The sequence below is a fragment of the Alkalibacterium gilvum genome, from assembly GCF_900109085.1.
Taxonomy (GTDB): domain Bacteria; phylum Bacillota; class Bacilli; order Lactobacillales; family Carnobacteriaceae_A; genus Alkalibacterium; species Alkalibacterium gilvum.
Genome location: NZ_FNYW01000001.1, coordinates 137115 through 159569, shown reverse-complemented (window position 1 = coordinate 159569; position 22455 = coordinate 137115). Strand labels below are relative to the sequence as shown.

Annotated in this window: 18 protein-coding genes, 8 tRNA genes and 1 other annotated feature; of the genes, 3 read left to right on the top strand and 23 right to left on the bottom strand. The window is 35.1% G+C overall.

Translation table 11 applies throughout. The features are described 5' to 3' along the window. Positions 1 to 146 precede the first annotated feature (146 nt). Positions 147 to 2801 (top strand): transglycosylase domain-containing protein, encoded by a 2655-nt coding sequence (locus BMX83_RS00770; RefSeq protein WP_091631936.1) that lies wholly within the window; start codon positions 147 to 149, stop codon positions 2799 to 2801. A 273-nt stretch (positions 2802 to 3074) separates the two neighbouring features. Here BMX83_RS00770 and BMX83_RS00765 read toward each other — a convergent pair whose 3' ends face one another. The 17 genes from BMX83_RS00765 to BMX83_RS00685 all read right to left on the bottom strand — a co-directional run bounded on the left by BMX83_RS00765 (position 3075) and on the right by BMX83_RS00685 (position 10783). Then, positions 3075 to 3257: a hypothetical protein gene (locus BMX83_RS00765; protein ID WP_143059463.1), complete on the bottom strand. Its 183-nt coding sequence runs from the start codon at positions 3255 to 3257 to the stop codon at positions 3075 to 3077. A 70-nt stretch (positions 3258 to 3327) separates the two neighbouring features. Beyond that, positions 3328 to 3399 (bottom strand) — tRNA-Gln (locus BMX83_RS00760). 7 nt (positions 3400 to 3406) lie between these two features. Beyond that, positions 3407 to 3479 (bottom strand) — tRNA-His (locus BMX83_RS00755). A 67-nt stretch (positions 3480 to 3546) separates the two neighbouring features. Continuing rightward, positions 3547 to 3617, bottom strand: a tRNA-Trp gene (locus BMX83_RS00750). A 7-nt stretch (positions 3618 to 3624) separates the two neighbouring features. Beyond that, positions 3625 to 3705 (bottom strand) — tRNA-Tyr (locus tag BMX83_RS00745). Between the two features lie 19 nt (positions 3706 to 3724). Continuing rightward, positions 3725 to 3797 (bottom strand) — tRNA-Phe (locus tag BMX83_RS00740). Between the two features lie 15 nt (positions 3798 to 3812). Next, positions 3813 to 3884, bottom strand: a tRNA-Glu gene (locus BMX83_RS00735). Positions 3885 to 3901: 17 nt separating this feature from the next. Beyond that, positions 3902 to 3988, bottom strand: a tRNA-Ser gene (locus BMX83_RS00730). A gap of 9 nt (positions 3989 to 3997) precedes the next feature. Further along, positions 3998 to 4070: transfer RNA gene (locus BMX83_RS00725), tRNA-Asn, on the bottom strand. 224 nt (positions 4071 to 4294) lie between these two features. Beyond that, positions 4295 to 5194, bottom strand: coding sequence for a diacylglycerol/lipid kinase family protein (locus BMX83_RS00720; RefSeq protein WP_177170439.1), 900 nt, complete (start codon positions 5192 to 5194; stop codon positions 4295 to 4297). Between the two features lie 122 nt (positions 5195 to 5316). Further along, on the bottom strand, positions 5317 to 5742 hold the full coding sequence (locus BMX83_RS00715; RefSeq protein WP_091631926.1) for a Fur family transcriptional regulator: 426 nt from the start codon (positions 5740 to 5742) through the stop codon (positions 5317 to 5319). A 163-nt stretch (positions 5743 to 5905) separates the two neighbouring features. Further along, entirely contained in the window at positions 5906 to 6757 is an 852-nt protein-coding gene (locus BMX83_RS00710; RefSeq protein WP_143059462.1) for a hypothetical protein, read from the bottom strand. A gap of 98 nt (positions 6758 to 6855) precedes the next feature. Further along, positions 6856 to 7392: a nucleoside tri-diphosphate phosphatase gene (ntdP, locus tag BMX83_RS00705; protein WP_091631920.1), complete on the bottom strand. Its 537-nt coding sequence runs from the start codon at positions 7390 to 7392 to the stop codon at positions 6856 to 6858. 119 nt (positions 7393 to 7511) lie between these two features. Further along, on the bottom strand, positions 7512 to 8675 hold the full coding sequence (gene mutY / locus BMX83_RS00700) for an A/G-specific adenine glycosylase (RefSeq protein ID WP_091631917.1): 1164 nt from the start codon (positions 8673 to 8675) through the stop codon (positions 7512 to 7514). Next, positions 8675 to 9625, bottom strand: coding sequence for a recombination regulator RecX (recX, locus tag BMX83_RS00695; RefSeq protein ID WP_091631915.1), 951 nt, complete (start codon positions 9623 to 9625; stop codon positions 8675 to 8677). The genes mutY and recX overlap by 1 nt, the downstream gene beginning before the upstream one ends. A gap of 116 nt (positions 9626 to 9741) precedes the next feature. After that, a complete protein-coding gene (locus BMX83_RS00690; protein WP_091631912.1) occupies positions 9742 to 9990 on the bottom strand; it encodes a hypothetical protein in 249 nt (82 codons plus the stop codon). A gap of 85 nt (positions 9991 to 10075) precedes the next feature. Beyond that, the gene (locus BMX83_RS00685) at positions 10076 to 10783 is read right to left on the bottom strand and encodes a general stress protein (RefSeq protein WP_091631909.1); all 708 of its coding nucleotides are present in this window, start codon (positions 10781 to 10783) and stop codon (positions 10076 to 10078) included. Between the two features lie 339 nt (positions 10784 to 11122). Here BMX83_RS00685 and BMX83_RS00680 point away from each other — a divergent pair, with 339 nt between their 5' ends. Next, positions 11123 to 11890: a helix-turn-helix domain-containing protein gene (locus tag BMX83_RS00680; protein ID WP_177170438.1), complete on the top strand. Its 768-nt coding sequence runs from the start codon at positions 11123 to 11125 to the stop codon at positions 11888 to 11890. Between the two features lie 184 nt (positions 11891 to 12074). On the opposite strand, the gene BMX83_RS00675 is transcribed toward BMX83_RS00680, so the two are convergent. The 4 genes from BMX83_RS00675 to hisS form a co-directional block, all read right to left on the bottom strand. Further along, complete coding sequence (locus tag BMX83_RS00675; protein WP_091631902.1) at positions 12075 to 13016, bottom strand: tocopherol cyclase family protein; 942 nt, start codon at positions 13014 to 13016, stop codon at positions 12075 to 12077. Between the two features lie 192 nt (positions 13017 to 13208). After that, the gene (locus tag BMX83_RS00670; protein ID WP_091631899.1) at positions 13209 to 14108 is read right to left on the bottom strand and encodes a deoxyribonuclease IV; all 900 of its coding nucleotides are present in this window, start codon (positions 14106 to 14108) and stop codon (positions 13209 to 13211) included. After that, complete coding sequence (aspS, locus tag BMX83_RS00665) at positions 14108 to 15889, bottom strand: aspartate--tRNA ligase (protein WP_091631896.1); 1782 nt, start codon at positions 15887 to 15889, stop codon at positions 14108 to 14110. Before aspS ends, BMX83_RS00670 begins: the two co-directional genes overlap by 1 nt. Before the next feature lies 1 nt (position 15890). Continuing rightward, positions 15891 to 17198, bottom strand: coding sequence for a histidine--tRNA ligase (gene hisS / locus BMX83_RS00660; protein ID WP_091631894.1), 1308 nt, complete (start codon positions 17196 to 17198; stop codon positions 15891 to 15893). 76 nt (positions 17199 to 17274) lie between these two features. Further along, positions 17275 to 17478: a binding site (T-box leader), on the bottom strand. Between the two features lie 200 nt (positions 17479 to 17678). Between hisS and BMX83_RS00655 the strand changes: the two genes are divergently transcribed. Further along, entirely contained in the window at positions 17679 to 19016 is a 1338-nt protein-coding gene (locus BMX83_RS00655; protein ID WP_091631892.1) for an N-acetylmuramoyl-L-alanine amidase family protein, read from the top strand. Between the two features lie 675 nt (positions 19017 to 19691). On the opposite strand, the gene dtd is transcribed toward BMX83_RS00655, so the two are convergent. Further along, positions 19692 to 20138: a D-aminoacyl-tRNA deacylase gene (gene dtd, locus BMX83_RS00650; RefSeq protein WP_091631890.1), complete on the bottom strand. Its 447-nt coding sequence runs from the start codon at positions 20136 to 20138 to the stop codon at positions 19692 to 19694. 28 nt (positions 20139 to 20166) lie between these two features. After that, positions 20167 to 22386, bottom strand: coding sequence for a RelA/SpoT family protein (locus BMX83_RS00645; protein WP_091631887.1), 2220 nt, complete (start codon positions 22384 to 22386; stop codon positions 20167 to 20169). Between the last annotated feature and the right edge of the window lie 69 nt (positions 22387 to 22455).

Below are 22455 nucleotides of genomic sequence, written 5' to 3'. Positions count from 1 at the left end.
AGCGGATGACGTCTGCCATTCGGTTGAGAGAGGCAAAAAGAACGTGACCTTAATAATATTTTACACTTTATAATTTCTGTTCAAATTTGTGTTGACATTCCACAATATTTTTTATACTATTTAGAATTAACGTAAAGGAGTTTATTATGTCAGAAAAAAATGGTGTCTCTAGAAAAGACTATAAAAAAACGTCAAAGAAGAATAATTCTCAAGAGCCCAAGAAATGGGTCAAGCGAGTATTACTCGCTTTTATCACATTGTTTTTACTTGTCATGGTCGCTGGAGGAGCATTATTCACCTATTATGCCTCCTCTGCACCTGAACTAACAGAAGAGGATTTAGTTGGAACATTTTCAACCGAGTTAGTTGATAAAGATGGTGACATCTTCTATACTCTTGGCGGAGAAAATCGTGAGTATGCTGAAGCTAATGAATATCCCGATGTTATGATTAATGCTATGACTGCCATTGAAGACCAACGCTTCAATGACCATTTCGGTATTGATCCCCTTGGTATCGGTCGAGCAGCCTTTGGTTATGTAACAAATCGGGGACAAATTGTTGGAGGCGGAAGTACCATTACCCAACAATTAGTAAAACTATCTGTTTTCTCTAGAGAAAAAGCTGATCAAACATTAGAAAGAAAGGCACAAGAGGCTTGGCTTGCTATTCAACTTGAAAGAGAAAAATCCAAAGAACAAATCATTACCCTGTATTTGAATAAAATCCATATGGCTGGAAATGTTTATGGTGTCGCTACCGCAGCTGAAGAATATTATGATAAACCAGTCAGTGAACTTGAAATACACGAGGCCGCCCTCTTTGCAGGCATGGCCAAGGCTCCTAACCGTTACAGTCCATACGCTAATCCTGAACTAGCCAAGGAAAGACGTGATACCGTAATCAGCGTTATGCTTGAAGAAGGCCACATCACAGATGAAGAAGCCGAAGCAGCTTATGATACGCCAATAGATGAAGGGCTTGTTGAGCAAACTACTTCTGATAACAACGCTTTGGTTATAGATGCTTATTTGATTAGAGTATTAGAAGAAGTTAGTGAAAAAACGGAATTAAATCCCTATACAGCTGGACTAACCATCCACACAAATATCGATTTAGATGCACAGCAACGTGTTTTTGATATTTTAAATTCCGATGATTATGTGGATTATATTAAAGATGATGTAGAAGCTGCCCTCTCTCTTGTAGAAGCAGACACAGGAAAAATAGCTGCTTTGGGTGGAGGTCGAAATACCAAAGATAGACTGGGATTAAATCGTGCGACCCATATCAAACAAACAGGCTCAACGATAAAACCCTTGTCGACATACGGTCCGGCAATTGAACATTTAAAATATTCAACCTATCATCAAGTAGTCGATGAAGAATATAGTTACCCAGATGGGACACCGCTGAGAAACTATGACGGAAAATATAGAGGCCAAATTAGTATGCGCGAAGCCCTAGTAGATTCACGTAATATTCCAACGGCTAAAATTTTCAACGACTCTTTAAATATGGATCAAGCCGAAGATTTTATGACAAATTTAGGTATTCCAATTGATCCTATGTCCAAAGAAGGTGAACTCGTCCCTTCAAATGCAATTAACGGTGAAATGAGTTCGCTTCAATTAGCCGCTTCCTACGCTGCGTTTGCAAATGGCGGTAACTACACTGAACCCTATGCGGTATCAAAAGTTATTACACAAGATGGTCAGGAAATTGATTTAACCCCTGAATCAAATAAGGCAATGTCTGATTATACCGCTTATATGGTAACAGATATGTTGAAAGATGTGGCTGATAATTATAGCAACTACGTAGGTCTGGGGAACATCCCTCAGGCTGGAAAAACGGGCACAACAAACTTTACGAGTGATCAGTTAAGTGATTTTGGATTCCCTTCTAGTGCTGTTCCAGATTCTTGGTATACAGGGTACACTTCCAATTATTCCCTATCTGTTTGGGCTGGCTTTGATAGAAAAGAGACAGGTTACCTCTCTTTTACAGATGGGTCTCGTTTAATCCCTCGTCATATCTATCAAGAGCTAATGCAATATGTTTCTGAAGGTAAAGAAAACTCTGATTGGCAAAAACCTGCTTCCGTAAAAGAAGTAACAGTCGAAGCAGGTACAACCCCTGCTAAATTACCTGGTCCTAATACTCCAGGGAGTAAACTTACAACAGAACTTTTTGTTGAAGGAAATACGCCGACTGAAAAATCATTAGTCTATGGAAAAAAACTTAGTGCCCCAACAGGATTGAATGTTAAATACGATGAAAACAAGGATGAATTGGTTATAAAGTGGGATGATTATACTTTAGAAAATAAAGATAAGAAGGTCTCATACAATCTGAGTGTCGACGGCGCTTCTTATACCGTTAACGATACCAAATATAAAGTATCTGAACCGCAAGAAGGTGACTTATTGATTGAACTTTCTGTTTCTGCTTATAATACAACAGGACCTAAATCATCAGTAACTGTCAAAGTAGTCAAAAAAAATGACGAAGACGAAGAGGACGAAGAAAAAGAAGACGAAAATTCAGAAGACAAAGATTCTGAAGATAAAAAAGAAGAAGAATCTAAGGATTCAGATGACAATAAGGACAATGACAAAAACAAGAATGATAAGCCGACAGAGGATGAAAATACTGAGAAGGACCCCCCTTCCGATTCCGACTCTGAAACAAATAAGGATGACGAATCTCCAGATGGCGATAAAGAAAATCAGAACAATGAAGATAATAAAGAAAATTCAGGAGATTCCAATGGATCATCTGAGGAAAATAATAGTTAATTAATAAAAAGAATGCAGTGTTATTCAGTAATACTGCATTCTCTTTTTATTGGTACACAAGTCTATAAAGTAAATACAAAACACCTTAAGCACGTTCGATTTTTGAACCGGCTTAAGGTGTTTTGTATTTATTTCAAAGTATTTTATCTCTATTTATATGTTATATATAATTTATTTGAATTTCTGATTTACACAACACTTAAAAATCCACTTTTCTTCTCATCATTTACGTTACTGTAATGAATTCGAGATCAAAATACTCACATTCTAAAATTAATCATCATCAGAAGGAAAGAATGTTTTACCCTTTGACGTTCGATAGCCCATCACTATATTCCACAAACCGATAAGCACCCCTACGCCTCCAATTATTGGATCTTTAGAAACTATATATATTGATAGGACAAGTATCAAGATTCCCATTACAATAAAAAATTTACCGTGTTTTTCAGTCATCAGTCCCACCCTTTCTCCTTCAACTAAATAAAAATAAAACCCAATGCAATTGCACTGAGTTCAAGAATAACTGGGCTACTAGGATTCGAACCTAGGAATGACGGGATCAAAACCCGCTGCCTTACCGCTTGGCTATAGCCCAACAAAAGGGCGACTGATGGGGTTCGAACCCACGAATGCCGAGACCACAACCCGGTGCGTTAACCACTTCGCCACAATCGCCATAATAAAGTTCCAATAATCAGTATAACATAGTGAATTAAAAAACTCACTATTAAAATCATTGAAACAGGGGTAGTAGGAATCGAACCCACATCGATGGTTTTGGAGACCATAGTTTTACCATTAAACTATACCCCTATATCTATGGAGGGAGTAGGATTTGAACCTACGAACCCGAAGGAACGGATTTACAGTCCGCTGCGTTTGGCCACTTCGCTATCCCTCCAGAATTTAATGCTATTAAATGGCGCAAGACAGAATCGAACTGCCGACACACGGAGCTTCAATCCGTTGCTCTACCAACTGAGCTACTGCGCCTTTTTTTAAATAGTATGACCCCTACGGGGTTCGAACCCGTGTTACCGCCGTGAAAGGGCGGTGTCTTAACCGCTTGACCAAGGGGCCTAGATAAGTAATTAAAAAGGAGAATGAGGGATTCGAACCCTCGATACGGAAAACCGTATACACGCTTTCCAAGCGTGCTCCTTAAGCCACTCGGACAATTCTCCAAATTAAAACTCCGCAAGCAGGGCTCGAACCTGCGACATCATGATTAACAGTCATGCGCTCTACCAGCTGAGCTATTGCGGATGAATAGATTTTCTTCAACAACTCCTATATCGTAACACGGTTCTAAACAGGTGTCAATACATTACCTCGTTTTTAAACGAATCCCCCCACTTATGTTAATAAACATATACATGTAAAGCTTTTATTCACCTGGTATAATTACGAAAGTGACTAAAAAAGAGATACTATGATATTTTTTAGTCACTTAAGTTCAATATATACAAGATAGAAATCTTTTTATTTTACTATTCATTAGAAACAAGGAATGTAAAACGCTGAGGCAATACCTCCAATATAATTGGAAATTCTGGACCCTGATCACCATCAACTGTTGTGAATGTTTTTTTGTTTTTTATTGTCAAAACTGCCTTTTTAAAAGGAACAGTGAACGCGATATCTTGAGTATCATTAAATTCTTCATTACTAAACAGTAAAGCTTGTAAAACAGTAAGCTTCTGCCCAATAGTCGACCGCTTCATTCCAAATAAGTATAGCTGTCCATCATCAAGCTCAGCACCATTAAAAAAATTAGGAATACCAGCAATAGAGCTATTTACGCCGACCAAAATCAAATTCAAGTCAATATCAAACTGTTTTCCATCAATGGTTAATTCTACATCATACGTCTTCTCATCTCTTAGAGATTTTATACCTTCCATAAAATAAGCGGCTTGCCCAAATTTTTCTTTTTTCTCGTCACTAACTTCCCAAACGGTTTCAGGAACTGGTCCTGCTGAAACGGAGCTTAGGAATATTCGATCATTAATTCTTCCCACATCAATTTTCTTCTCATGAAAGTGAACCATCTGATCAATGGCCTCCAATGGATTAGCTGGAATGTTTATACTTTTAGCAATGTTATTTACCGTTCCAGCAGGTATAATACCTAAAGTTGGCCGATATTTTAGATTACTCAATCCATTCACCGCTTCAGAGACTGTACCGTCTCCTCCAATGACTATAAGTGTTTTATATTTCTTTGCACCAGCAGCTTCAGCAAATTTAGAAATATCTTCTTTTACTTCAGTCCGTTTTATCGCTACATTGCGGTTGTGCTTTTGAAATGTTTTCTTCATCTTCTCGGCATAATATTCGGCTTTTTTTCTTCCGGAAGAAGGATTTACAATAATCATTATATCTTTCATTACTTCCCTCTCCTTTGTGTATTTATCCCACAACAGCATTATTCTGTTTCAATTAATCATTACTGTTTAGTGTGATCATCTATTTTCTGCATACAATTGTTCATTCAAAGTATGCTTTTTAACTACTTTTTTTGACAATCTGGACATAAACCAAACATTTCAAGACGATGAGATTTAACAGCATAACCAGTCAAATCACTCGCAACTTGTTCAACATCTTCTAGTCCCGGATAATATATATCTTCTACATGTCCGCATTGATTGCATATAGCATGATAATGTTCATTAGATACAAAATCAAAGCGGCTGCAATGATCACCAAATGTCATTTCTTTGACTAAGCCCATTTTAGTGAATAAGCGTAAATTATTATATATGGTTGCAACGCTCATACCAGGAAAATCGTTCTCTAGCGCTTTATATATTTCATCAGCTGTTGGATGGGTATCCTGATCAATCAAATATTCTAATATTGCATACCTTTGTGGGGTAATACGGACATGATTGTATTTTAGTCTTTCTATGGATTGCTCTACTAGATAACTCATATTTATCGATCCTTTATAATATACTTACCTATTCAAATAATACCTTTAAAACATAACTTTTGCAAGAATCTAGTAGCGAGATACTAAGAACAAGATGCTCCTTCATTCAATGTGACTAAAAGCCTGATATTCAATCATATACTAATGAATACCAGGCTTATAATTACATTTTTTGTTTAAATAGTTTATCCAATATTGAAATAACTTTCTGCTTCCCTGCTTGGTTTAACTCCGTTTCGCTTTCAAAGTAGTTTTCAATCGATTCATCAGCAATGTCTGATTCAAATTCTGAATGCAGTGGTATTATTGTTAAACTATCATATTCATTACTTTTACTCTTCATTCGTTCTAAATAATCTTTATAAGTTAACGCTCGTGAGTTTACACTATCTTCTTCCCCTGGAAGTGGGTAATTTTGAAGTAATGCAACTTTTGTATCTTCTTCTACCAGTTCGTCTAAAACATATCCCATATATTCCTCTGTCTCTGTTAAACCTATATCTCTAATTCTATCAGGTACTGCTGGCAACGCATAAATAATGACATCCGGATTATCTCCTGTGACCTCTTGAGCCGTTTGTTCTATGTATAATTGATATGAATCATACCCAGGATAACTGTGATCAATTGAATTAAAATCACCACTGATAACTTTATCCATTTCTTCTGTTATTTCCTTTAGCCATTCTTCATCTGTGTTTATATCTCCGTAATAAGCAAGTGTGACCTGTCCGTTTTTCAAAGATATGTAATCTAAGTATTCAATGAGTGAAAGGTCTTCACTGCTGGCTTCGTAATTCTTTAGACGTTCCTTCGTACTAATATTTTCAGATATATTTTCTTGTTTCTCAGTCCCATTTGCTCCATCACCTTGTAAACTTTTATCATTTGAAGAGATAGCCGACTGGTTTACGTCTAAGTTACTGTTTTTTTCTTTTGAATAACGGTATCCAGAATATATTGTCCCTATCACTGCAATGAATAGCAAAGGCATTATTATGACACTTTTTTTCACATCACTAAATCCTCTCATTTTTGAATTCTTTGTTTTAAAAAAACTAGACAAGGAAAACAGTAGTAGACAATGAAGTCTCACTACTGTTTACATCACAATCATTTTTTTCCTGTTAGCTCTTTATAACGGTTGTACCATAAATCAACGTAGCCCTCTGTAAAGGGACCCTTTTCCTCGTTGATCCAATCGACCAGTATTTTGATATGTTCTTTCAGAACTAAATCAATTTCATCAGGATAATCCCATTTTTTCCCATGTTCTTCATATTCATCTACGTCCAATAAACGTTTTTCTCCATCTGGAAAGACTTTGACATCTAAATCATAATCAATATACTTAGCACCTTCTTCGTCGATTACAAAAGGTGAAGCCATGTTGCAATAATAAGATGTCCCTTTCTGACGTATCATAGTAACGATATTGAACCAATAATGCTTGTGGAAATAAACGAGTGCTGGTTCACGTGTCTTCCATCTTCTACCGTCTGATTCTATGACTAAGGTATGATCATTGCAACCAATAAGGGCATTCTCAGTTGTTTTCAAGACCATGGTATCTCGCCATGTTCGGTGTAGACTTCCGTCATGTTTATAACTTTTGATTGTGATGAATTCCCCTTCTTTCGGAAATGTCATCTTTTTGCCAACTTTCTAGTCTTTTTACAGAGTATGTTCTCTTTCTGCAATCTCATGAGTTATTATATCATAAACGAAAGGTAATATTATAATGAATAGACATATAACTTCCTAATTTATTAAAAAAGGGTCAAAGTATCTACTAGTTTATTTACTTTTTGCGTAGGTACAGGGAACATTTCTTGATCGAATTGATCTTTGTGAATCCACTTTAAATCTTTTATTTGAGCGTTATCTTCAAGTAATAGTGCTTCAAAAACAATCATTTCCCACTTAAGGTGAGAAAAAACATGTTTTATGATTCCTTTAGGTTGATCCTTTATCCTTACTTTTAGGTTATAAATATCTTCAATATTCTGCTCAAGTTCTTCTGCACTATTTTTATAAGAACCATCTTCATTGAATAGTTTCCACCCTTTTTCTCTGAGTGTTCCTTGTTCAATCATTATGGGTGTATACATTCCTGATAAAACACCTTTCTTAGGACGCTTTTCATATAAATATTCCCCATCTTCTTTTTTTATCATAAGCGTGTAAAAAGTCTGCTCGGTTACTTTATTTTTTTTCTTTTTCACAGGATATTTTCTCCACGTTTCATTAATATAAGATGCATTAAATTCTTTTACCGGACTCAACTCAGGTGAATAGTTCTTAGGTGTGCATATCGTCGCACCAAGATCCATTAGAGCCTGATTAAAATCCCCCGGTCTAACTGGATCAATCAAATGACTAATAATTTGCTCAAACACCTTTCTAGTAGAGGCCTTACTAATATCTAGATCAATTTCAAACAAACGACTCAAGACACGCATCACATTCCCATCAACGGCTGGATGCGCCTGATTAAAAGCAATGCTTGTTACAGCACCTGCTGTGTATGGTCCTATCCCTTTTAAAGTTAATACATCTTTATGGTTTTTAGGAAATATTCCATCAAAATCATTTTGTATCTGAATAGCTGCCACTTTCATATTTCTAACACGTGAATAATAACCTAAGCCTTCCCAAAGTTTAAGCAGCGTCTCTTCAGATGCTTCCGCTAGATCTGAGATTGTAGGCAGTGTTGCTATGAAACGATTATAATAAGGGATGACTGTATCAACTTGTGTTTGTTGCAACATTATCTCAGAAACCCAAACATAATATGGATTACTCGTTTTACGCCAAGGGAGGTCTCTTTTATTTTCGTCATACCACGTTAGCAAAGTCAGCCTAAAACGTTCAATTTTTTCTTCAGGCCAGATATTAATTTTATTTTTTTCTAATAAATCTTTAGATTTCACTAATTTCCCTCTTTTTCTGATAAAAATTCTTCAATCAAATCAAAAGGATAACCCTTTTGATACAAAAACGTTTTGGTTTTCTGTCTTGTATTATATTTGTCATGTTTACGCGCATATCGCTTATACGCCTTTTCCCCCTGTTTTACTAATGCATCATACTCGTCTTCTTCAGCTTGCTCTAGTGACATGGTGTCCAAAACCTGTGAGATAACATCTTTTTCAAAGCCTTTAAGAATCAACTGCTGTCTTATTTTTTGTTCAATTTCTCTGTTCGATTTATTTCTCTGTTTTTTAAATGTCTTTTCGATCAATCTCTCTGCATTTTCTATTTGATCTTCCATTGCATATTCTGTTAGTCCATAGGCAATTTCGTCAGCAGTTAAACCCTTTTCCAAAAGAGAACGCTCTATCTTTTTGGGTCCTTCTGTTTTAAGCTGCCAATTTGTACGAACAAAGCTCTTTGCGTATTCTTTATCATTGATCAGTCTGTGTTCTTTTAAACGTTCTATTACAGGTTCTATGGTAGCATAGTCTTTTTTTACTAAATAGTCTCGAATTTCTTTTTCCGTTCGCATTTTGTAATTAAGATAGTGCAGTGCCGCCTGATAGGCCTTACTCAATTCACCTTTTACTTTCAGTACTTCAATTGTTTCATTATCTAGTTCTTTTCCTTTGATCAAACGATGTTTTACAAGTATAGAATCATCTACAGCAAAACTATACTCATCATTAATATAAATATTGAAGCGATTTTTTGCCTTCTGAGCTTGAACTTTAGTAATGACAAGGGCACTATCTGATTTCTTTTTGGTATTATTTCTGTTTTCTTCCACTTTGTCACTTATATATTTATTGTTCTTATTTTTCTTGTTTTCTTTTTTACTAGAACCTAATTCTATTAAGTTTGGAATAGAACGATTCTTATCTTCTGTTTCCGTTCTTTCGCTCATCCACTAGCACCTCTATTCATTTTATATCTAAGTATATCATTTATAGAATGATATTTTAATGGATTTAAAATATTAAAAAAGTGCCTATTCAAACATTTTTAGGCACTTTCAAACGCTTATTCTTTTTCTTTGCTAGAATTTCCATCCATAGGGTTCAGCGAAGCCTCAACTTCATTTCCTGGTGTTTCATCTTTTGCTTTTCGAACTACTTTTGATTCATCTAACTCATTTCTATCAAATTTATCCTCAATATACCCAAGCGACGAATGTGTATCTGGTGAAACGATATTATCATGAGCAGGATCGAACGAAGTCGCTTTTTCATATTTGTGATGTGGCTTTTTACGTTCAGTATCTTTATCCATAATACCCTCTCCTTTTCACATTTAAACTATCAAATTATATTGATTAAAAAATACTTAACTAACATTTTCATAAATCATAATCTCTTCATTTTTCAGTGTTTAATGGATTTTTTGCTTTTGGTTTCACTACACCTTTAGACTTATTCTCATTGTAAGCATGTCTGGATTTTTCTTTTTTTACTGTTTCTTCTTCTCCAGTTAATTCAGGCTTTAAATCAATCTCTTCAGAAATTTTAGTATTTAGTTTGTTGTTATCACTTCGACTCTCTTTACGCATATCATTAGCATGACTTGGTGTTATGGAATCAGAAAGTTTTTTACTTTCAGACGTTTCAATATTACTGATGTGTTCGTGTTCAATCTCTTTAGTTTCTTCTTCAACGTTTATTTTTTCATTCTCAAATACTTCTTCATTAACTTCTGATAAGTCAATCCCCTTAGGAGCGTCTGTATCTGCAAGTAGAACAATTTCACCTGCTCTTAAAGCATCTGTATAATGTTCTGCTCGATTATGTGGGACACCGTATTCTTCCAGTGTATTATTATTACCCTCACTATCATATGTGCCAAAAGAGAATGCCTCTTTCACCTTTTCCCAAATGTTATCTTCTTCAATTTCAACTTTGTTTACTTTAGCATTTTTTATTGACTCAATCTTTTTATCATATTCGTTATTTTTATCCATAACAAGCATTAACTCGTCTGAGGCATAACCTTCTTCATGAATCAGGTTTTCTACCTGCAAAACTGCTTCTTCCTCATCATTAAATGTCCCTAAAATATGGCGATCCATATTGTCACCTTCCTGTATATTGTCATATTTTGTTCACTCTTCTATTATTAATGTTATCACTAGCTGTACTTTAAGTAAAGGATAATGCTTTTTGTGAATAATGTTAAAAAACTACTGTAAATTCTTCATGGATATGGTTATGATTAAATATCTCTCTTTCTTTTTAGGACATACTTAAAGAAAACAACCTAAATCGTATTGAAACCTTTACAAAAATATTATAAAATAAAAATTCAAAAGTTATATATTTTAAAATATAGTGTTTTTTTTTATAATTTTTATGGTATATTTAACATATTATGCGTTAATCAATATAGGGTGTCGGGAAGGATTATGCAAATGAAAAACAAAATAGATAAAGAGCAATTAATAGAGGCACGATTAAATAATTTAAGAGAACTAACCAATGAGGCAATGGATTACCGTTATCTTATGCAAGATCAGTTAGCAGAAGCAATCAGTACAGGGAATAAAAATAAATTAGAAGAGATATTAAAATTGGTGGATATCGACCGAGTGTTTCGATACTTAGACAAAGATAATGACCTTGATAATCTTGAAGCATTTAAAATGCACTTGATGACCGTCAATACTTATGCACGTATTGCGGCTAAAAATGGAGGTGTCTTGCCTTTATATCTCCATCTAATTTTTGAACGTTTTTCGATGATCATAAAAGATACAAATTCTCTTGATTATCTGGTTGATTATATTTATTTTGAAATTTTTAGGGAATATTGTTATTCTGTTGTTTATTTTTCCACCTCAAACTATTCTTCTGTTATGAAGGAAATTGTTATATATATAACGGATAATCTAACTAGCGAGTTAACCTTAACAAATATTGCATCAATCTACGGTATGCATCCCGTTCATTTAGCTCGTAAATTTAAACAAGAAACTGGCAATACATTTATTGGTTATGTGAATCAGCAACGTGTCTATTTAGCAAAGTATTATTTCCATCTCGGCGAGCACCAATTAAGTGAAGTTGCTAATTTAGCTGGTTTCAATAGCCATTCTTACTTCACAAAAGTATTCAAGAAAATAACAGGAAAAACTCCAACAAAGTATCTTAAAGAAATCCCTGTAAATGAAAAAGAGTAATCTTATTAACCCGCTTCATTTAAGCGCTTGTATTTATATACATAGCACTTAAATTTGATTGTTTATAAAATGAGCGTGGATGACAGTGCTTCTTTTTTGTACACTTAAAAAAGTTTTAAAAAAGTTAAAAATAAGGCGGAGACTTTTGTCTCAGCCTTATTTTTTTGTTTTTAATCACTCTTATTTAATCCCAGTTAACACACTCAGCTGCCCCATTTATTGTATTTAAATATACAGGCTCCTTATCTTTTTCTTCAAAAACCAAAGATATATCCGCTTTAACTGTTTCCTTAATCGTATAGTCCATATTATGATTCATTGGAGCAATGAGTTTATCACTATTTTTCAAACTAACTTGAGCAGTCAAACGCTTTCTGGGATCTTTTAGTTTAACGCTATAATTTTGTTGATCAACATCAACCTTTACTTCAGCCTTCGCTCCTAAATAGGTAGCAAATCGATGTTCTTTCTCTCCATCATGAAAAACTGCAATCGTACCCATGAAATTTATAACATTTAGATCAATATCTGCAACGGATAAAAAAACGGAACAGTCTTCTCTTTCTTTAAAAATATTGGATTGAGCCCAAACGTATTTACTAGGAAATGTTGACCCGCGATCTTTTTCAATGTATCCTTTTCCTTTATTTATAGCGATTTTTTCTCCATTTACAACCACACTTCCTTTAACATCATGTTGCATACTTACCACGTCATGAGAACAAGGCATTTTCAAATATTCAAATGGGCCCATAATACTTGGAGAATAAAGCGTTTGTTCTAAAGGAAGAAATGTTCCAAAACTTAAATCAACTAATAAATCTATCGATTCATCTTTAAGGTGCGCCTTTACGCCAGTTTCACTTAATACGAACAAAGGCATCAAAATAGAATATGGATCATTGACGGTTGTAAACGCCTCTATAGGAAAAGTTATTTTCCCACTTAAAGATTTCTCTTTATAAAAAAGGTTGTATTGAACGAAACATTCTTTCGCTCCAAATAAAGCTACTCCAGGAATGAGCGCTAAGGTGAAATCCTTATCTGGGTCCGTAACTTTAACATACCAGCCTTCAAAATAAGGAGCCGCTGCCCTTGTCCCTTTGAAATCAAAACGATTAGCCATCTTCTTTTTCCCCTCTCAAAACCCCATAATAGTCATCTCTATAAAATGAGACTCTATTTATACACTTCATTGTCTATTGCAACATTAGCTTATCTTATTACTTTTTAAAGCAGCATATATTTCCAACCAATGCACTTACTTATTCAAGTATAGCAAAAAGAAACCTGTTTAAGAACAGATTTCTTTTTCAGCTTAACTATTTAAAATATCTTCGAGCAAATTTGGATTAAAGGTTTTAGCTTTCAACATTTCAATTTCATGCTTATAAGGCGGCTTTTTATTTTTCTTATCTGTCCCTACAAAAGGTGTTTCGAGTATTTTAGGTAAATGTGCTAATTTCTCATGGTGAACAACGTGATTTAATGCTTCAAAACCAATCTCACCAAAACCGATATTCGCATGCCTATCCTTACCTGCACCTTGTATATTTTTCGAATCGTTGACATGAATGACTTTGAGTTTATCAAGCCCCACCACCTCATCAAATTCTTTCAACACACCATCAAAATCATCTTTGATATTATAGCCCGCATCGTGAGCATGACACGTATCCAGAGTAACAGAAATTTTATCCTTTAAATCAATTTTATCGATGATCATAGCCAGCTCTTCAAATGATCGGCCGATTTCTGTCCCTTTACCCGCCATAGTTTCTAAAGCAATCTGAAGTGTTTGCTTCTCATGGATTATTTCATTCAGGCCTTGAGCAATTTGCTCAATTGCACGGTCACTCCCCGCACCAACATGGGCACCTGGATGCATAGTCATTTGCGTTACACCAAGTGCTTCTGCTCGTTTAATTTCTTTTCTCATAAACTCAACAGCAAAACTAAAGTTCTGCTTTTTCACTGTATTCCCAAGATTAATAATATAAGGTGCATGGACAACAATATCAGATACATCAATATCATTTTTTTGCATAAAAGCATGTCCCGCTTCGATATTCATATCTTCTATAGCCTTTCGACGTGTATTTTGAGGTGCACCCGTATAAATCATAAAGGTATTAGCGCCATAGACAACCGCATCTTCAGCAGCTCCTAAAAGCATTTTCTTCCCCTTCATTGATACATGAGAACCTAAGAGAACCATTACTCTGCCTCCGTTTCCTTATCCTTAAGACGCAAACCTAAATCTATCAGCTGATCGTTCGATACGACAGAGGGTGCATCAGTCAGTGGATCCATTGCCTTACCATTTTTTGGAAATGCAATAACTTCTCTTATATTATTTTCACCAGCAAGAATCATAACTAAGCGATCTAAGCCAAATGCTATCCCGCCATGTGGTGGAAAACCGTAGTCCATAGCATCTAACAAGAATCCAAATTGCTTATGCGCTTCTTCTTTAGAAAAACCTAAAGCTGAAAGCATCTCTTCTTGTAAGGCTCTCTTATGAATACGGATGGATCCACCACCGATTTCATAACCATTCAGAACAATATCATAAGCATCTGCCATAACATTTTCCGGCTCAGTAGCTAATTTTTCTATATCTGCTTCAACAGGTTTTGTGAAAGGATGATGTGCTGCATTATAACGCCCAGCTTCTTCATCGTATTCAAGCAAAGGCCACTCAACAATCCAGGCAAAAGCAAGTTCTGATTCATCAATCAAATTTAACTCTTTACCTAAATGAAGCCTTAGGGCACCTAACGCATCATAGACTACATTTTTATTATCAGCTACAAATAATAATAAATCCCCGTCTTCTGCATCCATTGTTTCGACTAATTTACTGCCTGTATCTCCCTCTTTGAAAAATTTAGCAATGGGACCAGTGAGCCCTTCTTCTGTCATCTTCATCCAAGCAAGTCCCTTGGCGCCGTAGATTTTCGCAATACTTTCTAGCGCATCAATATTTTTTCGTGAAATCTGCTTAGCAGCACCTTTAACTGTTAATCCTTTAACCATACCACCATTTTCTAAAGCCGATGAAAAAACTTTAAAGCTTGACTCTTGTGCTATAGTATTTAAATCAATCAGTTCCATATCAAATCTTAGATCTGGTTTGTCACTACCAAAGCGCTCCATCGCTTCTTTGTAAGTCAAGCGTTTAAATGGTGCTTTTATTGTAACATTCTTCACTTCTTTAACTAGTCTGACAAGCAATTTTTCGATCATACTTTGGATATCTTCTTTTTCCATAAAACTTGTTTCTATATCAACCTGAGTAAATTCAGGTTGACGATCACCTCGAAGATCTTCATCTCTAAAACAGCGAACGATTTGATAATAGCGATCATATCCTGAACTCATTAGTAATTGTTTAAACAATTGGGGAGACTGAGGCAATGCAAAGAACTTGCCTTGGTTAACACGAGAAGGTACGAGATAATCCCTTGCCCCCTCAGGTGTGGATTTTGTCAGATAAGGTGTTTCAATATCTAAAAATTCTTCTCCATCTAGAAAATCTCTAAATACTTTTTTAACTTGATGACGCAGTTTTAAGTTTTCTTGCATTTTCGGTCTTCTTAAATCAAGATAGCGATATTTCAATCTCACATCATCAGAAACATCAGCAGTATCAGATATCTCAAAAGCAGGTGTTTTAGCTTCACTTAAAATTTCTACTTTTTCAGCCATAATTTCAATTTCACCAGTATTCAACTCGTTATTTTCTTGACCTTGAGCTCTTGGAATAACCTGTCCTTGCACTGAGATTATAAATTCTGATCTGATTTTTTCAGCTATTTCTAATGCTTCTTTATTTTTATCGGAATTAAAGACTACTTGTACTATTCCGAAACGATCTCTTAAATCGATAAAAATCATACCACCTAAGTCTCGGCGTTTCTGCACCCAACCTGTTATGGTAACATGCTGTTCTTTATATTTACTTGTAATTTGTCCACAATAAGCTGTACGTTCCATTTTATTCATCCTTATTTTTTAGTTTATTTTTCACTTCACTAAATGTACGTTCAAAGTCAGCGTAAAAATCAGTGAGATCAATATTTTCTTGTCGTCCATTCTTTAAATTTTTAATGGTTACTTTATTTTTAGCTAACTCTTCCTCACCCATTGTGAAAACATAGTTAGCGTGCCATTTATCAGCCGTTTTAAACTGCTTACCCGGTTTTCTGTCTAAGAATTCTCGTTCAACAGACATATTATTCTGACGGAGGTATTGCGTCAGTCTTGTTGCGGCTACATTAACTTTTTCACCTATAGTAACAACATAAGCATCTAGAGTTGGTCCACTTGGATAAGTGTAATCCATTAGATCTAGTAAGAGTATTAAGCGCTCCAGCCCAAAACCAAACCCAAAGGCTTTAGTTGAGGGACCTCCAACTTCCTCTACCAGTCCATCATATCGTCCACCAGCACATATGGTTGCATTAGAACCAAATTTTTTATGAGTAGTCATAACTTCAAAAATGGTATCATTGTAGTAATCCAGCCCTCTGACCATATTTTTATCAATTTCATAAGGAATTGATAATTCTTCAAGCATAGTTTTAACTGCTTCAAAGTGCTCTTTTGATTCTTGGTTTAAGAAGTCTAGAATAGATGGTGCATCTGCGACAATTGCTTTATCTTTCTCATTTTTACTATCCAGTACACGTAGAGGATTTTTATATAATCTTTCTTTTGAATCCTTACTTAAATTTTCAAAATGAGGCTCAAGATAGTTTATCAATGCTTCACGGTATTTAAGTCTTGAATCTGCATCACCTAGTGAATTAATAACTAATTTCAAGTCCTTTATATTGAACGACTTGAAAATGTCCATTGCTAAAGCCATTGTTTCAACGTCAACAGCAGGGTTTTTACTACCGAAAACCTCAACACCTAGCTGGTTAAATTGTCGTTGTCGCCCGCTTTGTGGACGTTCGTATCGGAACATAGACCCTATATAATACAGCTTCATCGGTTTGTGGTACTCAGGTGCATATAACTTATTTTCAACATAAGCACGTACTATCCCGGCTGTTCCCTCTGGTCTCAAAGCTAAATGGCGATCTCCTTTATCCTTGAAATCATACATCTCTTTTGAAACAATATCACTCGTTTCACCTACGCCTCTTGCAAATAACTCAAACTGCTCGAATAGCGGTGAGCGTATTTCCTTGAACTGATAATTATGCAGAATATTTCTTGCTTGATTTTCGATCGCCTGCCATTTTGCTGACTCCTCAGGTAATATATCGACTGTTCCTTTTAGTTTTCTATAATTCAATGTATAAGCCTCCCATATCAATCATTTTACATATATATTTTTGCATAAAAAAAGCCTTTTTCTATATCAAAAATAGAAAAAGGACGCATCTGTTGCGCGGTACCACCTTAATTCAGAAAGCTTACACTTTCTCTCTCAGATATAACGTTCACACGTGACAAGTTTCCTTATCAATCCTACTTAGATCGTCCTTCATTCAAACTAATATAAACCTTTCTCAGCCTAGAAGGTTCTCTCTTTCATATTCAGTCATAAATTACTTTATCTAATATGGAATATACTATTATTTGTTCCTTTAAGCTTACAAGAACATGCATGTAAAGTCAATACGCTTCACACTCATCTCTTTACATTTTAACGTTTAAAACTCTCTATTCAAATAAAAAGCAGAGAAATAATAGAGAAATTTAGCGTTTACTATTGCTATAAAAGCCTAGCTATCGGTATAATGGTAATATATCAAAAAAAGGAGGAAGCGTTGTGAAACTTAATTACTTACATAATAAAAATTATCGCTCTATATTTATTCTCCTTGTTTCTCTACTATTTATACTATTATTTAGTTCAATCGTCGCTCTAGCTAATGGTAATAAAGTGACTGTCAGTACTTCAACCTTAAATGTTAGATACGGTCCTGGCCTATCGCATGAAATACTCACACAAGTACACGAAGACGATCAACTAAGGGTCCTCGAAGAAGAAAATGAATGGTACAAAGTAAAACTAGAATCTAACCAAATTGGCTGGGTAGCTAGTTGGTTAGTAAAAAATGAAGAAGTTTCTTTGGATAATAAAATATATGGACGTATTTCTACCCCAAATGTTAATGTTAGACAATTTTCTACGACCGATTCTGAAATAATTGGCGAACTAAAGCAAGGTGAGGAAGTCCCTATCTTATATAGAGATGGAAACTGGGTTCAAATTCTTTTTGACCATAGAGTAGCTTGGGTTCATGCAAATTTAATAACTGTTATAGATGCCTCTGAGAAAAAGGCTGGAACAAACAGTACTCAACCTTCGCGTAAAGTAAACGTGGGATATACGCCAACAAATATACGAAAAGCCCCTTCCACGAATTCTGAAATCATAACAACCTTAAGTTCTACCCAAGAGGTTGTTGTTATATCTGAAGATAATGATTGGTATGAAATTAAATTAAATGACGGATCAAGTGGTTTTGTGGCTAGCTGGCTTACCAAGGAAGTTTCAGCTGATACAACAAATGCAAAAGAGGTACTAGAAGATACATCCACGACTCATTACGCAACAACGTTAGCTGAAGCAACCATTGTAATAGACCCCGGTCATGGTGGGTATGATCCAGGTGCAGTTGCATCAAGTGGATTTCTTGAGAAGGATATCACTTTAAACACGGCACAATTATTGTCAGATCAACTAGAAAAATCTGGTGCCAATGTCATTATGACAAGAAACACTGATGAATTTATTTCGCTAAATGATAGAGTGTATTACGCACACCGGGCAAATGCAGATGCCTTTATAAGTTTACATTATGATGCTGTCCAAGTAGCCAATACGGTGTCAGGAACAACTACTTATTACTATTCAGAGAGTGAAAAAAATCTTGCTGAGGTAATTAATAACCAACTAACAGCTAGCGTACCGCTGAGTAATAATGGTGTAAGACACGGAAACTATCAAGTCTTACGTCAAAACACACGACCATCTGTATTGTTGGAATTAGGCTATTTAAACAATGATCATGATATAAACGTAGTTAATACACACGCATATCAATCATCTGTTGCAAGTGCTGTATATAGTGCACTTGATCTCTACTTCTCACAACAATAATTGTCAAAAAATAGCATGGTTGATGCATTCTAATACATTTTAAGTCACCATTTTGCAGTCAACTGACTGGAATAAGTTTTGTATTTTACTTAACTTATTCCAGTCAGTTTTTTTATAGTTAGTATTACTTGCTTGCTGTTACGCAATTGAACCAGTAAACGGACATATTTTAATAGCAAACATTTGTTATCCTTTTCTAGCATGACTACTGCTTCATTTATATTATCTACACAATCACAATACTCAAGTAAAGAACGCTAGTGCAAATTCTCCGGCTTCTTTAGTTCCCATATTAAACTCTGAAATCAAGTATAAGGTGTAACCTTCTTTATATTCTTTTCTAACAATACTACTTTTGAGTATTGTTTTTATATCTTAAAACACTTTGCCCAATAATACCTTTATCTTTTCCTTTTGCTTTTCTATTTTTCGGTCTTTTATTTTTTCTGCATTTAACGATATTAAAAAGTTAGCGACTTAATTAAAAAATTGCTTTAAAACTGTTCAGGTTAAAACGAAAAAATCGTGCAAGTGAGTTCCTATAGACCCCCCCACACGACTATTAATAACAAATTTGGCTATTTTACTCTAACGTTTGGAGTTCAGTAGCTTTCTACCTTGTTTGAGTATTGTTTAACATTTGAAACAATAAAAATCGATTGTTTATTTTATTTTTTATTTATTCTTTGAATCAATCAATATAGTTACGGGGCCATCGTTAATGAAATCCACTTCCATATGCTCACCAAATTGTCCTGTTTCTACATGAATACCTTCTATTTCCAGTAAGTTATTCAAGCGATTGTACAAATCTTTTGCATAGTCCGTCTTAGCCGCTCCAGTAAAACTTGGCCGATTACCTTTTCTGGTGTCCGCATGTAAAGTGAATTGGGATATAGACAATATTTCACCCTTCACATCCTGCACAGATAAATTCATTTTATTATCATCATCTTCAAAGATGCGTAATTTGCTAATCTTTTTAACGAGATATGCGACATCCTGTTCTTTATCTTCATCTTCTACACCAACAAAGACAACTAGCCCAGCTCCTATAGTTCCTACTACTTTGTTAGCTACTCGTACTTCCGCTTCTTTTGCACGCTGGATCACTGCTCTCACTACTTATTCCTCCTAGTAATTATAGAATTTACGTTGTTATCCGTTTAACGGAATAAACATCGGGAACAGTTTTAACTTTATCAACAATCTGTTCGAGTTCTTTAAGGTTTTGTATAGCGATTGTAAATTTAATAATCGCTGTCCCATTTTTATCTACACGACCATTTATATTACTGAGTTTATTTGTCTGAGAATTAATAACTTGAAGAATTTCATTCAAGAATCCACTGCGATCATAGCCTTCTACTTGTACTTCGGCATTATAATCCTTGCTTTTACTGTCTTTAGTAGATTCCCACTCAACCTCTATTAAGCGTTCTTCGTTACCGTCTGAAGAGTATAAGTTAGGGCAATCTTTTCTGTGAATTGATACCCCGCGCCCCCTTGTTATATAGCCGACAATTTTATCTCCCGGTACAGGATTACAACACTTACTCAAACGAACCAATAAGTTATCAGCTCCCTGGATAACGACGCCACCTTCGTGACGTATTTTCATTCGTTCAGGCTCACTCTTATTATTTAATTCAATATTACTTGTCGTTTCATCTAATTGATAGGTTTCCTTCTCACGGTCGCGTCGCTCTTTTTCTGTAAGATGGTTAACTACCGTAACACTCTTTACTTCGCCGTAACCAATACCTGCATACAAATCATCAATTGTTTGGAAATTGAATCGGTCCGCAGTTTTTTTCAATTTATCCTTTTTCAATATTTCTTTAGGATTAAATTCCATTTCTAATAGTATTTTTTCAAGTATCTCTTTACCGCGATCGATATTTTGTTCCTTTTCTTGTGTTTTAAAAAAACGTTTAATTTTATTTTTTGCCTTCGACGTATTTACATAGTTAAGCCAATCTCTACTTGGCCCAAATGAATTTGCTGAAGTGAGCATTTCAACAATGTCACCTGTTTTCAATTTATAATTCAATGGGACAATTTTTCCATTAACTTTTGCTCCCATCGCCTTATTCCCTACTTCAGTATGGACGTGGTAAGCAAAATCTAATGTGCTGGATTCGCTTGGTAGTTCCATAACGTCGCCTTTTGGACTAAATACATACACTTTATCTTTAAAAATATCTTGTTTAATTGAATCCATAAAGTCACTAGCATCACGGGACTCACTTTGAAGTTCCAATATGTCTCGGAACCATGAGATATGTTCACTCAACTCGTCCTTATCGATTTTTTGAGTCATTCCCTCTTTATATGCCCAGTGTGCCGCTACCCCATATTCAGCAATTTCGTGCATTTTAACTGTTCTAATTTGAACTTCTAAAGGCGTTGCATTGGGCCCTAACACAGTTGTGTGAAGAGATTGATACATATTAGCTTTTGGCATTGCAATGTAATCTTTGAATCGCCCCGGCATCGGTTTCCATCTCGTATGGATTGCACCTAATACTGCATAGCAGTCTTTTATTGAATTTACAATAATACGAATAGCCAACAAGTCATATATTTCATTGAACTGTTTTTTCTGATTTTTCATCTTTTTGTAAATTGAATAAATATGTTTAGGTCTTCCGGTTATTTGAGCTTCGATTTCTAATTCATTGACAGATTTATTGATTGCAGTCTTAGCGTCATCAATATAACGCTCTCTATCTTCACGTCTTGCATTCATGAGATGAACAATACGGTAATATTGCTGTGGATTTATATATCTTAATGATGTATCCTCAAGTTCCCATTTTATCCGATTGATACCCAAGCGGTCAGCTAATGGTGCATAAATATCTAATGTTTCTTTAGCTATATCGCGTTGTTTCTCTGGTCGATGATGCTTTAACGTTCGCATGTTATGAACCCTGTCAGCAAGTTTTACAAGAATCACACGAACATCTTGAGCCATGGCTAAAAGCATTTTTCTATGGTTTTCAGCCTGGTGCTCTTGTTTGGATTTAAATTTAATTTTCCCTAATTTAGTTACACCATCAACGAGGTCCGCAACTTCTGGTGTAAATATTTCTGCTAATTGATTATACGTATATTCAGTATCTTCTACTACGTCATGTAAAAAGCCCGTTGCAACAGTTACAGGGTCCATTTTTAGTTCAGCTAATATACCTGCAACCTGCACCGGATGCATAATATATTCTTCCCCTGATTTTCGCATTTGACCTTTATGAGCTTTGTCGGCTAGATCATATGCTTTCTTTACAAAATTAACATGTTCAATGGTCATATACGTCAGGCAAAGTGCAATAACTTCCTGTGGCGTATAATCTTTACTTTGTGGCATAGGTATCACCTTCATTCTTTAGGGTTATTACTGATGAAGTAACTTTTTTACAAGAAAACCAGCACTTTT

Coding starts and splice junctions, on each gene's coding strand:
- BMX83_RS00770 (WP_091631936.1), top strand. CDS start 147: ATGTCAGAAAAAAATGGTGTCTCTAGAAAAGACTATAAAAAAACGTCA.
- BMX83_RS00765 (WP_143059463.1), bottom strand. CDS start 3,257: ATGACTGAAAAACACGGTAAATTTTTTATTGTAATGGGAATCTTGATA.
- BMX83_RS00720 (WP_177170439.1), bottom strand. CDS start 5,194: ATGAAAGATATAATGATTATTGTAAATCCTTCTTCCGGAAGAAAAAAA.
- BMX83_RS00715 (WP_091631926.1), bottom strand. CDS start 5,742: ATGAGTTATCTAGTAGAGCAATCCATAGAAAGACTAAAATACAATCAT.
- ntdP (WP_091631920.1), bottom strand. CDS start 7,392: ATGACATTTCCGAAAGAAGGGGAATTCATCACAATCAAAAGTTATAAA.
- recX (WP_091631915.1), bottom strand. CDS start 9,625: ATGAGCGAAAGAACGGAAACAGAAGATAAGAATCGTTCTATTCCAAAC.
- BMX83_RS00690 (WP_091631912.1), bottom strand. CDS start 9,990: ATGGATAAAGATACTGAACGTAAAAAGCCACATCACAAATATGAAAAA.
- BMX83_RS00685 (WP_091631909.1), bottom strand. CDS start 10,783: ATGGATCGCCATATTTTAGGGACATTTAATGATGAGGAAGAAGCAGTT.
- BMX83_RS00680 (WP_177170438.1), top strand. CDS start 11,123: ATGAAAAACAAAATAGATAAAGAGCAATTAATAGAGGCACGATTAAAT.
- BMX83_RS00675 (WP_091631902.1), bottom strand. CDS start 13,016: ATGGCTAATCGTTTTGATTTCAAAGGGACAAGGGCAGCGGCTCCTTAT.
- BMX83_RS00670 (WP_091631899.1), bottom strand. CDS start 14,108: ATGGTTCTCTTAGGTTCTCATGTATCAATGAAGGGGAAGAAAATGCTT.
- aspS (WP_091631896.1), bottom strand. CDS start 15,889: ATGGAACGTACAGCTTATTGTGGACAAATTACAAGTAAATATAAAGAA.
- BMX83_RS00645 (WP_091631887.1), bottom strand. CDS start 22,386: ATGCCACAAAGTAAAGATTATACGCCACAGGAAGTTATTGCACTTTGC.